Raw genomic sequence first — 14,612 nt, 5'->3', positions numbered from 1 at the left:
ATGGCGTTTTGGGGTGATTACCACACGCATACGGTATACAGTCGCGGCAAGAAAAAGCTTCACGGCAAGGGCAGTGTGCTCGAAAACGCCGAGGCGGCAAAGGCGGCGGGGCTTAAAGAGCTCGCCATAACCGATCACGGGTTTAGGCACGTTTACGGCGTGCGCGGCAATGATGCGTTCGATGCGTTAAAAGCCGAGTGCGCCGCAGCCGAAGCGCAAACGGGCATTAAGATATATTGCGGGCTGGAAAACAACCTCGATCCCAAGAGCGGCAAAAAGTCGAAGAAGGGTATGGCTACTCCGCCGTTTATCGAACTTAGCGAAGGAATAATGGACGAGCTTCAAATCGTTCAGGGCGGATATCACGCGTTTATAGGTAACCCGCGGCTACTCGGCAATATGCTGTTCTGGACGAGAAACGTAGTGTTTAAATTCCTGCCGTGGCGTAAGAAGCTGATAGCGCAAAACACCGCTGCGTACAAGCGTATTATCGACGAATACCCGATAGACTTTATAGGACATCTCAACCGCGGCATAATGGCGGACGCGGTAGAGGTCGCAAAGTACGCGCACGAGCACGGCGTGTATATCGAACTTAACGGCAGGCATAAATCGCTTACTAAGAAAGAGATCAAAGCCATGGTCGACGTGGGCGTGGAGTTTATTTGCAATTCCGACGCGCACGTGCCCACCGACGTCGGCAAAATGACGTATGGGCTCGAAATAATCAAGGACTGTGAGATTCCGTACTCGCAGATAGCGAACTGGGAGCGGTTGCCCGATTTCAGATCGCAGCAGTTCAAGAATGCACGAAGCAGTAAGGAAGAAATAGGTGAGTAATGCCGACGATAAGCGGACTTGACGTAAAAAAGGAAATAATCTCGTTTCGGCTCAAAGAGGGCGAACGGAAAGCGCTGTTGTCGGGCTTTGTGCGCTCGTGTATGACCATGACGATGTCGTTCGGCAAAGGTATGCTTCTCGGGCTGGACTGTCAGACCGATTTCGTTAAAGAGTATATTTCCGCCGCGATGATGGAGCAGTTCAAGATGCGTCCCAAGTCCGACGAGGACGGGTTTGTGTACGCCGACTGCGAAAAGCTTTTGCGCAGGCTGTATATTCTCGATCCCGACAGCGACAGCTTCGAGGTGAGCGGCATTCCCGATAAGTTCGACGAACACCGCTACGCATACGTTCGCGGAATGTTTTTGGGCTCGGGTAGCTTTTCGGCGCACGAGGTCGAGGACAAGGACGGACCGAGCGGCACAGGCGGACGGTATCACCTGGAATTTTCGGTGCTTAGCGAGAGCCTTGCCGACGAGCTTATCGAGCTTTTGAATACGTACGGAATAAAGGTGCGCAAAATGGAGCGTGTTGATAAATACGTAGTGTACTCCAAGGACAGTGACAGCGTTTGCAATTGCTTGGCGCTCATGCGGCTCGATAATCTCGTGCTTAAACTTCAAGAAACGGTTGCGACGCTGTCATTCAAAAAGGACATAAACCGCCGCGTTAATTTCGAGATGGCGAACATGACGAGAACGACCAACGCCGCAGTCGACGTTGCCGAAGCGTTAGAGCTGATCGCCGAAAGGAAGGGGCTCGACAGTCTCAGTCCCAAGCTTTTGGAAGCGGCGGAAGCGCGGCAGAACGCGCCCGACAAAACGCTTGCCGAGCTTGCTTACGAGCTGGGCATATCCAAGTCGGGGCTCAAACACCGTTACGACAAGATAATCGAAATAGCGGACAAGCTTAGAGATAATTAGTAATTAGGAATTAAAAAGATAAGTCATTTGGAGAGATAATGAAACCGTTTGCGCATTTACACGTTCATACCGAATTTTCACTGCTCGACGGAGCGGTGCGTACCGATAAAGTTTTCAAGCTGTGCGACGAGCTTAATATTCCCGCGATCGCGATGACCGATCACGGCAATATGTACGGTGCGATAGAGTTTTTAAAGGCGGCGGTCAAGTATACCGACAAGGACGCCGACTTTTTGAAGTTCATGGCGGAACGCCGTCCGTTCAAGGTCAAGCCGATTATCGGTTGCGAAGTGTACATGACCGATAATATGCACGTTAAAGAGAAGGGCGCGAACGGCGCGCCGCCCAAGCTCAATCACTTAGTACTTCTCGCAAAGGACGGAGTGGGCTACCACAACCTTATTAAGATAGTGTCGGCGGGGTATACCGAGGGTATGTACTACAAGCCGCGCGTGGACTTCGAGTGCATAAAGGAGCATCACGAGGGGCTTATAGCTTTATCCGCGTGCTTAGCCGGCGTGATCCCGCAAGCGATACTGCACAAGCAATACTCTGTTGCCGACGACTGGATAAAGAAGTTCAAGGGAGTGTTCGGCGACGATTTCTATATTGAAATTCAAAACCACAATATCGGCGAGCAAAAGGTCGTGCTGCCGTATCTTATCGAGCTTGCCAAGCAGAACGACGTTAAGATCGTTGCGACCAACGACGCGCACTATCTCACCAAGGACGACGCCAAAATGCAAAAGGTGCTTATGGCGATATCATTCCACTCCACGCTAGAAAGCGACGATGACGACAGCACGGGCGGCATAGCGGGCGATTCGGTTTCCGACGATAAATACTTCCCGACGAACGAGTTTTACGTAAAGAACTACGACGAAATGTACAAGGCGCTCCCGTACGAGGACGCGCTCGATATTACGCTCGAAATAGCCGATAAGTGCGATCCGTACTTTATCAAAAAAGAACCGCTCCTGCCTAGCTACGTTCCGCCCGACGGCATGACGAGCGAGGAGTATTTGCGCAAGCTCACATTTGACGGGCTTAAAGTCCGCTACGGCGAGATAACCGATCAGGTGCGCGAGCGCGCCGAGTACGAGCTCGGGATCGTAGAACGCCTGCACTTCGTCGATTACTTCCTTATAGTTTGGGACTTTATCCACTACGCCGAAAGTCAGGGTATACCCGTTGGTCTCGGGCGTGGTAGCGGCGCGGGCAGTATCGTCGCGTACGCTATCGGCATTACCAAGATCGATCCGCTCAAATATGCGCTCATATTCGAGCGCTTCCTCAACCCCGAGCGCGTGAGTAACCCTGACTTCGATATAGACTTTTGTGTTGACCGCCGCGGCGAAGTCATTGACTACGTTACGCGCAAGTACGGCGAGAACAACGTTTCGCAGATAGCGACCTTTGGCACTATGGCGACCAAGGCGGCTATCAAGGACGTCGGGCGCGTGTTCGACCTGCCGTTCTCCGAGGTCAATAATATTACCAAGATGATTCCGCGCGGCTCCGAAAAAATGCATATCCGCGAGCTTCTCGGCAGGGGGGTGGATAAAGAAGGCAACCCCATTCCCGGTATCCCCGAAATGATGGAGCTGTACAAGAACGACCCCACCGCGCGGCGCGTTCTCGACATGGCGGAAAAGATAGAGGGTATGCCGCGCCAGATCGGTATGCACGCCGCGGGCGTTATCATTTGCCGCGACCCGATAGCCGACCACGTTCCGCTGTCGCGCACAAACGAGGACGTTATCGTTACCGAGTACGACATGATAGTCGACGAGGAGCTCGGGCTTCTTAAGATGGACTTCCTCGGTCTGACGACTCTCACCGATATAAAAAAGGCGTGCGACTACATTAAAGAGCAGCACGGCGTGGAAATAGACTTCGTCAAGCTCGGCTACGACGATCCCAAGGTTTACGAGCTTATAGGCAGCGGCAATACCGAGGCGGTGTTCCAGCTCGAATCGGGTGGTATGAAAGGCTTCATGCACGAGCTTCAACCGTCCAACCTCGAAGACGTAATAGCCGGTATCTCGCTCTACCGCCCGGGTCCCATGGACTCCATTCCCGACTTTATCAAGAACAAAAAAGCGCCCGATAAAATCGTTTATCAGCATCCGCTCATGAAAGATATTCTTGGCGTTACCTACGGCATAATCGTTTATCAGGAACAGGTTATGGACGTGGTAAGAACGCTCGCGGGCTACTCGATGGGCGGCGCAGATAATATCCGCCGCATGATGAGCAAGAAGAAGCACGAGGCGATGGAAGCCGAGCGCAAGGTTTTCGTGGGCGGTGGCGTCGATAAAAAGACGGGCAATAAGATCCCCGGCGCGGTCGCAAACGGCGTTCCCGAAAAGACGGCGAACGAGATCTACGATATGCTAATCAAGTTCGCAAGCTACGGCTTTAACAAGTCGCACGCGGCGGCTTACGCGCACGTAACGTATCAAACGGCGTACCTTAAATGCTACTATCCCGTCGAGTATTTCACGGCGGTTTTGAACAACCGAATTACCAAGCTGGACGAGCTCACGCATTACCTGTCGTACCTTAAAGAGGCGAAAATCACCGTTCTGCCGCCCAATATAAACAAATCGAAGTCTGAGTACACCGTCGAAAACGGCTGTGTACGCATAGGCATGGGCGCGCTGAAAGGCGTGGGCGTGCCTATCGTAAACAAGATAGTGGAGGAGCGCGAACGCAACGGCGAGTATACCGATTTCGTTGAGTTCGTAACGCGCATGGAGGACGCCGAGTCGGGCAAGAGCCTTATCAACCGCCGCATGGTCGAGTCGCTTATAAAGGCGGGCGCGTTCGACTGCTTCGGCAAAAAGCGCGCGGTGCTAATGGCGGCGTTCCCCGCGGTCATGGATAAAGTCACCAAAGAGCGCACCGCTAAAATGAGCGGACAGCTTTCGTTCTTCGAGGTCGCGCCCGAGATCAAGACCGAGTTTAACTATCCCGAAGTAGACGAGTATTCGCCGAGCGACAAGTACAAGATGGAAAAGGAAGTCGCGGGCGTTTACCTTTCGGGCCATCCGCTGTCGGCGTACGTGGATAGGCTGAGGCAGTACAAGTACAATACTTCCATGCTCAATCCCGATCTTCCCGATTGTCCGCCAAACGATACCAAGATCTCGCTCGGCGGTATGCTCACCGCAACAGTCAACAAGCTTACCAAAAAGGGCAATCCCATGGGTACGGCGGTGCTCGAAGACTTGTACGGTACGGTCGAACTGATTGCGTTTAATAAGACGTTTGAGCGGTTGCGCCCGCTGTGGGTGAAGGATACGGCGGTCGGCGTTACGGGTGTGCTCAAACAGAACGAGAACGGCGTGTCTATATACGTGGACGATATTAAACCGTTTGCAGACTCTGACGCGAACACGGCTAAATTGTGCTGTTACTTCTCGCTCGCCGACGAGGCTAAGCTTGATGAAGTCGCCGATATTATTTTGGCGTATCCCGGCCGCGAAACCGTGTATGCTAAGGACGGAACGGAAAGGTTGCAAACTCTTACCGATAAGTTCGCTATCGACACGCTGTCCATTGCGGAGCTCAGCGCGGCACTGGGCGAGGGCAATGTTAAGAAGCAGGAGTAATACAATTAATAATTAAAAAAATAAATAATAAAAATGATGATAAAAATTCATTAAAACTATTTATTTTATATAAAAAATATGATATAATAGTACTCGATAATTTTTGATTTAAGAGGTTGTTTATTATGAAGAAAATAGCGGTATTGACGAGCGGCGGTGACGCCCCGGGTATGAACGCGGCTATCCGCGCAGTCGTCAGATACGGACTCGGCATGGATATGGAAGTCATGGGCGTTGAGCGCGGACTTCAAGGGCTTATCGACGATTTGTTCGTGCCCATGAATATGCGTAGCGTTTCGGACATAATTCACCGCGGCGGGACTATTCTCAAAACGGCGCGCTGCCCCGAATTCAAGACAGAAGAGGGTCAGCAGAAAGCGGTCAAGAACCTGCGCAAGCGCGGCGTGGAAGGACTTATCGTCATAGGCGGCGACGGGTCGTTCATGGGCGCAAAGGCGATGACCGAGCACGGGTTTCCGTCGATAGGTATTCCCGGCACGATAGACAACGACCTTGCGTACACCGATTATACGCTCGGGTTCGATACGGCGTGCAACACCATACTCGACGCTATCAATAAGATTCGCGATACCATGAGCTCGCACGAGCGCGTTTCGATAATCGAGGTCATGGGCAGAAACTGCGGCGATCTTGCGCTGTATACAGGGCTTTGCGGCGGTGCGGAAGTTATAGTCGTGCCCGAACGGAAAATGTCGGTCGACGAGATAGTTAAAACGCTCGGCGGCGGTATGGAGCACGGCAAAACGAGCGGCATTATCGTTCTTGCCGAGGGCGCTGGTCACGCCGACGAGCTTAAAGCCGAGCTTACCTCGCGCACCGAGCTTGTCGTTAAGTCCACACGGCTCGGGCACGTTCAGCGCGGCGGCAGTCCGTCGTGCCGTGACAGATACCTCGGTACGTGCTTCGGCGTTCACGCAGTCAAGCTGTTAAAGCAGGGTATTGGCAATCGAATCGTCGGTATCAAGAACCATAAGTTCTACGATATGGATATCGTCGAGGGCTGCGCTATGAAGAAAGAGTTCGATAACGAGCTTTACGAAACAGCTCTTATAGTAGGCAAATAACTTTTAGTGTCGTGTGTTTGCGTAAGTGATTAATTAGTATTTGCGCCCGATTAATATCATTGCATTGTAAAATTATTTACGCCACTCTAACATAAATAAACCTTGATTTTTGATTGTTATGAAAGTTTTATTGTTTAACGGTAGCTGCCGAGAGAAGGGCTGTACTTTTACGGCTCTGAATATAATAGCCGAGGTTTTGAACGCGGAAGGCGTGGAAACCGAGATCTTGCAAATAGGCAATAAGCCCGTTCGAGATTGCATCGGCTGTAACGGTTGCGTAGGCAAGGGCAAGTGTGTGTTTAACGACGACTTTGTCAATGAGTGGATCGAAAAATCGGCAGCAGCCGACGGGTTCGTTTTCGGCTCGCCCGTATACTTCGCGCACCCCGACGGCAGGCTCTTGTCGGTGATGGACAGAATGTTCTATGCCGGCGGAAAAAGCTTCGAGCAAAAGCCTGGCGCAGTGATCGTGTCGGCGCGCCGCGCGGGAACCACCGCTTCGCTCGACGCAATAAGTAAGCATTTGAGTATTCGCCAAATGCCCGTAATATCTTCCACGTATTGGAATATGGTACACGGCAATACGCCCGACGAGGTGTTACAGGATAAAGAGGGCGTGCAAACTATGCGCAACCTCGGCAAGAACTTGGCGTGGATATTGAAGTGTATAGAAGCGGGTAAAAAAGAGGGGATAACCCCGCCCGTCGCCGAGAAAGCCGATAAAACAAATTTTATAAGATAAACACAAAAACCCGTTAGTAAAAGTCTAAAATGCCCCCCAAAAGTTTGTCTAACTTTTGGGGGGCATTTTAAAATGTTCGGGAACTTTTTGCAATCCGTCATTTGTACTCTGTTAAATAGCGTTTAGAAAGTTACGTTAACTCAATATATAATATAAATCGAACGATCCCTTGGCTCCGGCTGTGGAACCGCCCATTTTCAGAATGAGTATGTCACCGTACATATCAATTTGAGGAAGAAACATTTCCGTGCCGATTCTAATAAAACCTGTTTTGGCATCTATTCGATTTTTACTTGCTGTGATATTATACTCTGTGTCACCAATTTTGCATTTGTCAGATGCAGTAAATTTTATACCGGACGCAAAAGAAGATATATACATGCGGTGCGCAGTGGACAGTTCTTTATCAAGTGAGCTTTCATCGTCAAAATTATAATACGAAACAGCCCAAAGAGAGTATTTATTATCCACAACGATATTTGAAGATTCATCTACGTTTCCACTCTCGGCAAAAACATATTTTACAGTAATTCCGTCATGACTTTCGGTTAGCACAAGCTTGCCGTCCTCGATTGCAAAATCGACGTTTTCAAGTGACGCGGTATTTCCTTTCTCCGAATAATTTGTAATCGATAGGGGATGGTAAAAATCTATATGGTATGATAGTTTATCGGTAGTGCTAGTGGTCAGCTGAGGCATTGTGATTTTTCCGTTAGCAACTTCATATTTTGCAAACCTATATAAACCATCATAATTTGTCAAAATAATATGAGGCTTTTCATAAAAACTGCAAAAAGGCGTTTTCTCACCCCCGATCTTACTTTTTATAATCTCTATCTGTGCCTCTTGCACCACCTTCGCTTCTTGCGAAACCGTTTCATCGTAAGTAACCAAAACATCTTCTAAAAGAAATTTTTTGCCGTCATATTCGTTGGAGCTTGAGCAAGCCGTGAACATAAAACACGACGATACCAGAATAACGAGCAACATTGCCGCTATCAATGCTTTTTTAATTAAAGCCATTTTTTTCATTTGGATTCTCCTTTTTAATACCAATAATGTATAGAATAGTATATATCGCATAAAATGCGATTGTCAAGTAAAATAACACATAATATGCGATAATTTTTTTATGAGGAAGTCTAATATCAATAATATTGAATTACATTTGATTCAACGTCGATTACGTGAAGCAATTGAGCAAAGTGACATACCGCAAAAAACCATTGCTTCTAAAATAGGCGTGTCCGCGCAAACCGTTTCAAAATATATGAATCACGACATTTTTCCTGCGCTCGATACGCTTGCAAAACTTTGTATTTTACTTGATGTGTCGGCAGACGACATACTTGGAATAAATGAATAATTAAAAATTTAACAAATATCCCCGCGAACTGCAGGGATATTTTTCATTCTTTATAGGAAATATTATTTTTTGCGAGGGTTTTGTTTTGTGATTATTTTAGTCTAGTGGTAGTTCTTCTTTCGGTGTTTCGGTCGCTTTCACAAAATCGGGAGTGCCCGGTTCGAACTCGGCGAGCTCTAAGCGTTCGCTCGAATACTGTTTGAAGTATATCCATTTTAAGGTCGAGAGTTCGGCGGGCGAGAGCTCGTTCTTGTCTATAACGAGCGCGTGCGACGAGTCTACGTAAAGAAACAGATAACGCTTGCCCTCTAACGTTTTACCTATATTTTTGTTGTAGTATTTGGACGCGTGCACAACTTCGCCGTTGACTTCTTCCTTTGCAGCTATGCCGCCGTCGAAAAACTCGTATTCGAAAACGGTGGGCGGTATCGGTTTTTGCAGGTCTTTTTTGATCGAGTATTTAAGCCCTGCGCCGAAAAGCAAAACCAGTAACGAGAACACGAAGAACCCGAACATCAGTCCCGCTAAGTCGGTTTTTTCGAAATAGTAGAAAACGAATATCAACAGCACGAATCCAACCGCCGCCCCGAGCGAGCCTAATATAAGCTTGTTGCACGTTTTTTTCGACGGAGCAGAGATTTCCTTCTTTGCTTCGAGCGTATATTTGGAGCTGACTTTGATCGTTTTATTTTCGGTTATCATAGTTATATCTCGATAGGTGAATTGATAAAATCAGTATAGCATTAAAACACGCGCGTGTCAATAATTAGACAAAACAAAAGCCCCGCAAAATTGCGAGGCTTTCTTAATCTTACGAATACGCGAAAACTATGCTTTTCCCGCACATCCCAAAACATTCACTAACTTATGGCGTACGCATTCGGTGACAAGCGTTCTGCCGTCGCCGAGGTACTGGCGGGGATCGAAGTGCGCGGGGTTCTCGGCAAAGTGCTTGCGAACTGCGGCGGTGAAAGCAAGGCGAAGGTCGCTGTCGACGTTGATCTTGCAGACCGCGAGCGACGACGCTTTGCGGAGCATGTCTTCGGGAATGCCCTTAGCGCCGGGCATCGTGCCGCCGAAGTCGTTTACCATCTTTACGTAGTCGGGAAGGACCGAGCTTGCGCCGTGAAGAACGATAGGGAATTTAGGAAGAAGTTCTGCGACCTTTTCGAGAATGTCGAAACGCAGTTTGGCTTCGCCCTTGAACTTGAACGCACCGTGGCTCGTGCCGATAGCGATAGCGAGCGAGTCGACGCCCGTCTTAGCAACGAATTCCGCCGCTTCCTCGGGATCGGTGTAGAGCGCGTCGGACTCGGATACTTTAACGTTATCCTCTACGCCCGCGAGTCTGCCGAGCTCGGCTTCGACCACTACGCCGTGGTCGTGTGCGTATTTAACTACTTGGGAAGTGATCTTGATATTTTCGGCGAGCGGGTGAGACGACGCGTCAATCATGACCGACGTGAAGCCGTCCTTAATAGCCGAAACGCAAAGGTCATACGAATCGCCGTGATCGAGATGCAAGCAGATAGGCAGTCCCGAATCCTCGACGGCGGCTTGGACCATTTTGGTAAGGTACTTAGGGTTGGCGTACTTGCGCGCGCTCGACGATACTTGAAGAATGAGGGGAGCTTTTTCGAGCTTGCCCGCTTCAACGATACCCTGAATGGTCTCCATGTTGTTGACGTTGAACGCACCGATGGCGTAGCCGCCTTCATAGGCTTTGGCAAACATGTCCTTGGTTGTTACTAACGGCATAATGTTTTATTACCTCCAAAAAACATTTTAGGCTACGCGCCCGATAATCAATCGGTCCCGCGCGCCTGAAACAAGTCCGTTTCGTAAACATTATAACACAATTATCAAGATTTGACTACTGTTTTATTGACTTTTTTTATAAAAAGAATTATACTGTAAAAAAGCAGAGGTGAAATAGTGAAAGACCAAAGAATGGTAACGCTAGCGCACAATCTCGTAAACTACTCTATCGCCGCCAAGAAGGGCGATAAGGTTTTGGTCGAGGCTTTCGACGTTCCGTACCCGCTTGTCAATGAGATCATCAAGGCGATATACGCGGCGGGCGCGCAGGCGTTTGTCACCAATATAGATACCAGAGTGCGCGCCGAGCTGTTAAAGGGCGCGACCGACGAGCAGCTTAAACTTTGGGCTAAGCTCGATGCTGAGGTAATGAGCAGCATGGACTGCTATATCGGCTTGCGCGGCGGCGACAACGCTTACGAAAACTCGGGCGTTCCCGCAGCCCGCATGGATAAATACATGAGTATCTATATGCACCCCGTTCACCACGAGATCCGCGTTAAAAAGACGCGCTGGGTGATTTTGCGCTATCCGTCGCCGTCCATGGCTCAGCTTGCGGGTATGTCCACCGAGCAGTTCGAGGACCATTATTTCAACGTTTGCAACCTCGACTACGCCAAAATGGATAAGGCTATGAACGCGCTCCAAGCGTTGATGAACAAAACGGACAAGGTGCGTTTGGTCGCAAAGGACACCGATATCACTTTCTCTATTAAAGATATCCCCGCCGTTAAGTGCGCGGGTAATATGAATATCCCCGACGGCGAGGTGTATACTGCGCCAGTCAAGAACTCGATAAACGGCGTTATCACTTACAATACGCCGACCGTCTACAACGGGTCCAAGTTCGACTGGGTCAAGCTTACTTTTAAGGACGGCAAGATAATCGACGCGCAGAGCTCCAATAAGGAAAAGTCGGACGCCATATTCGATATGGACGAGGGCGCGCGGTACGTGGGCGAGTTCGCTATCGGCGTAAACCCGTATATCACCGAAGCGATAGGCGATATCCTGTTCGACGAGAAGATAGCCGGCTCTATCCACTTCACGCCCGGCTGCTGCTACGACGACGCGTATAACGGCAATATTTCCGCAGTGCACTGGGATCTCGTGCTTCGCCAAACCCCCGAGGTCGGCGGCGGCAAGATTTACTTCGACGGCGTGCTTATCCGCGACAACGGTAAGTTCGTTTTGCCCGAGCTTAAATGTCTTAACCCCGAGAATTTAAAATAGCGATTCCGCACGATTAATTCGGTAAAAAACTCAATAGGAGAATAAAATAAAAATGTTCGAACTCAAATACAAGATCACCGAAGCCGATATGAAAGCGGTCAACAAAAAGATAATGCTGTTCTACTTTGCGCTTTATCTTGCGACTGCGATAATCGGCATTGCTATCGGCGTGGTAGCCGTAATACTTCGCCCGCAAATGCTTATGCTCGTTCTCGGCATAATTCTTATCGCGCTCGGCGCAATTCTTTTGGCGTGCTCGATCATGCTCGCTATCGCGCCTAAGAATTTCGTATCGAGCGTAGTCGAACCGAACGACGAAGAGCTCGAAGTTAAGATCGACGACAATAAAATCACCGTCGGCGAAAAGGAAATACCTTTCGCAATGGTCACCAAAGTAAAAACGCAAAACGTAGGCGTCGTTGTTACCGTCGGCAAGGATACCGTTCTTATCGTTAAGGATGCGATCACTTCCGGTCAAACTTTGTCCGCGCTTGTCGAGCACTTGAACGCCAAACAGGGCAAGCGCGATATCAACGAGCTTATCGAAGCCGAAAAGCAAGCGACCGAAAACGCGCCCGCAGAAGAAAAGGCAGAAGAACCCGTTAAGATCACAGAAGAAAAAACGGAGGACGCAGAGCCTACCGTCACGCCCGTAGAAGAACCTGCGGAGGAAAAAACCGAGGTAGCCGAGGAAGTTAAAGCGGAGGAGCCTGCGGTCGAAGAAAAACCCGCACAGCCCGCCGAAGAAACCGCTGCAGTCGCCGAGGAAAAGGCGGAAGAAGTCGAAGAACAAAAGGAAGAAAAGACGGAAGAAAAACCCGCGGCCGCAAAGCCTAAAACCGCGGCAAAACCCAAGACCGCTTCGTCAAGCAAGCCGAAGTCTACTTCGACTGCAAGCAAGGCGAAATCGACCTCGACCACCGCTTCGAAACCGAAGTCGACTTCTACTTCGAGCAAGCCCAAGACTTCGACGGCTGCGAGTAAGCCCAAAACCTCGTCTACTGCAAGCAAAGCCAAGACTACGGCGAGCAAGCCCAAGAGCGAAGAATAAGGTCAAAGGTTTTCCCGTTTATTATTTATTACAATTTATTGTTTATTACAAATAGGGTGGCGTTAAAGATATTTATAACGCAAATATATTACTCGGGTGTAACAAACAACAATCGCCTTAGTAAATACACGACACTAAAAGTTTTCTTGCTTACTTCTTTTTCAAAAGAAGTAAGTGGCGTTAAAGATATTTATAACGTCATGAAATTACTCGGGTGTAAAGAAGAATAAATCACTTCCGCAAACACACGACACTAAAAAGACTTGACTAATTATCTTTAAGGTGATAAACTATTAAAAATAAAACATAAAACACTTGGAGGTTGTTTTTATGGCAAACGTAAAAGTTGCAATCAATGGTTTCGGACGCATCGGTCGTCTTGCATTCCGTCAAATGTTCGGCGCTAAGGGCTATGAGATCGTCGCTATCAACGACTTGACCAGCCCCGCAATGCTCGCCAACCTGCTCAAGTACGACACCGCTCAGGGTGGCTACTGCGGCAGAATAGGCGAGGGTGCGCACACCGTTTCGTCCAAAGAACCCGTATACGAAGAGGACGGCAAGACCATTAAGGTCCCCGGTTCGATTACCGTAGACGGCAAAGAAATCACCATATATGCAATGCCCAAAGCTCAGGATCTTCCTTGGGGCAAGCTCGGCGTAGACGTCGTGCTCGAATGCACGGGCTTCTACTGCTCGAAAGAGAAATCGATGGCGCACGTCAACGCCGGTGCTAAGAAAGTCGTTATCTCCGCTCCCGCGGGCAACGACCTCAAAACCGTCGTTTACGGCGTAAACGAGAAAACGCTCGACAAGAAAGACCAGGTCATCTCGGCTGCAAGCTGCACGACCAACTGCCTCGCTCCCATGGCTAAGGCGCTCAACGACTACGCGCCCATCCAATCGGGTATCATGAGCACCATCCACGCCTACACCGGCGACCAAATGATCCTTGACGGTCCTCACCGCAAGGGCGATATGCGTAGAGCACGCGCGGGCGCGGCGAACATCGTTCCCAACTCGACCGGCGCGGCTAAGGCTATCGGCTTGGTTATCCCCGAGCTTAACGGCAAGCTCATCGGCTCGGCACAGCGCGTTCCCGTTCCCACCGGCTCGACGACCATTCTTACCGCCGTCGTTAAGGGCAAGGACGTAACCAAGGAAGGCATCAACGCCGCCATGAAGAAAGCCGCATCCGAGTCCTACGGCTACAACGAAGATCCCATCGTTTCGTCCGACGTTATCGGTATGCGCTACGGCAGCTTGTTCGACGCTACCCAGACCATGGTCAGCAAGATCGGCGACGACCTTTACCAGGTCCAGGTCGTTTCGTGGTACGACAACGAGAACTCGTACACCAGCCAAATGGTTCGTACGATCAAATACTTCGCCGAGCTTTAATCGCAAGGCAATATAATTAACGCAAAACAAAAAAACTCTCTGCACCGTGCGGAGAGTTTTTTGCTGTGTGATTTCCTTTACGCCGCCGCGAGCCAAATCGTAAGCGAGACCAGCGAAACGGATAGAGCGGCAAGATCGATAAAAAACGAAATAAAGCACAGCCTGTCCTTTTTGAAAAAGAACGATATAGGTGTGTGTATAAACGCGAGCGTAAGCCCGATTATAAGCGTGGGCACGGCAACGAGCTTGACCTCGCTTGCCGTCACCGCCGCGGATATGAGCGCGAGCCCGCAAACAGATATAGCGGCAAAGCCCACGGCTAAGCATATAGTAATTATCGGCACGATCTTGTTCATGATTACAGTATACCACAATCACAGATTGATTTTTCGATTTCTTTACGGCAGACCGATAAATATCGGTTTTATCAAATTTGTGGTTTGGTATATTATATCATATCAGTGCGAGTTTGTCGAGCACGTTAAGCAATGTAAAGTCGGCGTTAAGTAGAGTAAAGCCGTCGTGTCAAAAAAATT

13 protein-coding genes are annotated in these 14,612 nt (G+C 49.4%); 9 read left to right on the top strand and 4 right to left on the bottom strand.

Annotation, left to right across the window (positions count from 1 at the left end):
* The 5 genes from HDT28_09415 to HDT28_09395 all read left to right on the top strand — a co-directional run bounded on the left by HDT28_09415 (nucleotide 1) and on the right by HDT28_09395 (nucleotide 7,207).
* Nucleotides 1–840: a PHP domain-containing protein gene (locus HDT28_09415; GenBank protein ID MBD5132783.1), complete on the top strand. Its 840-nt coding sequence runs from the start codon at nucleotides 1–3 to the stop codon at nucleotides 838–840.
* Nucleotides 840–1,763 (top strand): DNA-binding protein WhiA, encoded by a 924-nt coding sequence (whiA, locus tag HDT28_09410; GenBank protein ID MBD5132782.1) that lies wholly within the window; start codon nucleotides 840–842, stop codon nucleotides 1,761–1,763. The genes HDT28_09415 and whiA overlap by 1 nt, the downstream gene beginning before the upstream one ends.
* Nucleotides 1,764–1,801: 38 nt before the next feature.
* Complete coding sequence (locus HDT28_09405) at nucleotides 1,802–5,380, top strand: DNA polymerase III subunit alpha (GenBank protein ID MBD5132781.1); 3,579 nt, start codon at nucleotides 1,802–1,804, stop codon at nucleotides 5,378–5,380.
* 125 nt (nucleotides 5,381–5,505) lie between these two features.
* Nucleotides 5,506–6,465 (top strand): 6-phosphofructokinase, encoded by a 960-nt coding sequence (pfkA, locus tag HDT28_09400; GenBank protein ID MBD5132780.1) that lies wholly within the window; start codon nucleotides 5,506–5,508, stop codon nucleotides 6,463–6,465.
* 118 nt (nucleotides 6,466–6,583) lie between these two features.
* Complete coding sequence (locus HDT28_09395) at nucleotides 6,584–7,207, top strand: flavodoxin family protein (GenBank protein MBD5132779.1); 624 nt, start codon at nucleotides 6,584–6,586, stop codon at nucleotides 7,205–7,207.
* Nucleotides 7,208–7,342: 135 nt separating this feature from the next.
* Here the strand turns inward: HDT28_09395 and HDT28_09390 are convergent, their stop codons facing one another.
* Complete coding sequence (locus HDT28_09390) at nucleotides 7,343–8,239, bottom strand: hypothetical protein (protein ID MBD5132778.1); 897 nt, start codon at nucleotides 8,237–8,239, stop codon at nucleotides 7,343–7,345.
* Nucleotides 8,240–8,339: 100 nt separating this feature from the next.
* Here HDT28_09390 and HDT28_09385 point away from each other — a divergent pair, with 100 nt between their 5' ends.
* Complete coding sequence (locus HDT28_09385) at nucleotides 8,340–8,573, top strand: helix-turn-helix transcriptional regulator (GenBank protein MBD5132777.1); 234 nt, start codon at nucleotides 8,340–8,342, stop codon at nucleotides 8,571–8,573.
* 96 nt (nucleotides 8,574–8,669) lie between these two features.
* Here the strand turns inward: HDT28_09385 and HDT28_09380 are convergent, their stop codons facing one another.
* Nucleotides 8,670–9,275, bottom strand: coding sequence for a hypothetical protein (locus HDT28_09380; protein ID MBD5132776.1), 606 nt, complete (start codon nucleotides 9,273–9,275; stop codon nucleotides 8,670–8,672).
* Nucleotides 9,276–9,401: 126 nt separating this feature from the next.
* Entirely contained in the window at nucleotides 9,402–10,331 is a 930-nt protein-coding gene (fba, locus tag HDT28_09375) for a class II fructose-1,6-bisphosphate aldolase (GenBank protein MBD5132775.1), read from the bottom strand.
* Between the two features lie 177 nt (nucleotides 10,332–10,508).
* On the opposite strand from fba, the gene HDT28_09370 reads away from it, so the two are divergent.
* The 3 genes from HDT28_09370 to gap all read left to right on the top strand — a co-directional run bounded on the left by HDT28_09370 (nucleotide 10,509) and on the right by gap (nucleotide 14,076).
* The gene (locus HDT28_09370) at nucleotides 10,509–11,624 is read left to right on the top strand and encodes an aminopeptidase (GenBank protein MBD5132774.1); all 1,116 of its coding nucleotides are present in this window, start codon (nucleotides 10,509–10,511) and stop codon (nucleotides 11,622–11,624) included.
* 52 nt (nucleotides 11,625–11,676) lie between these two features.
* Complete coding sequence (locus HDT28_09365) at nucleotides 11,677–12,675, top strand: NADH-quinone oxidoreductase subunit K (GenBank protein ID MBD5132773.1); 999 nt, start codon at nucleotides 11,677–11,679, stop codon at nucleotides 12,673–12,675.
* A 330-nt stretch (nucleotides 12,676–13,005) separates the two neighbouring features.
* Nucleotides 13,006–14,076, top strand: a complete 1,071-nt coding sequence (gene gap / locus HDT28_09360; GenBank protein ID MBD5132772.1) for a type I glyceraldehyde-3-phosphate dehydrogenase — start codon at nucleotides 13,006–13,008, stop codon at nucleotides 14,074–14,076.
* A gap of 77 nt (nucleotides 14,077–14,153) precedes the next feature.
* On the opposite strand, the gene HDT28_09355 is transcribed toward gap, so the two are convergent.
* Nucleotides 14,154–14,432, bottom strand: a complete 279-nt coding sequence (locus tag HDT28_09355; GenBank protein ID MBD5132771.1) for a hypothetical protein — start codon at nucleotides 14,430–14,432, stop codon at nucleotides 14,154–14,156.
* Between the last annotated feature and the right edge of the window lie 180 nt (nucleotides 14,433–14,612).

The organism is Clostridiales bacterium, assembly GCA_014799665.1.
GTDB lineage: Bacteria > Bacillota > Clostridia > Christensenellales > Pumilibacteraceae > Anaerocaecibacter.
Note: the sequence above shows the minus strand (reverse complement) of the source record. Positions and strands in the feature narration are given on the sequence as shown.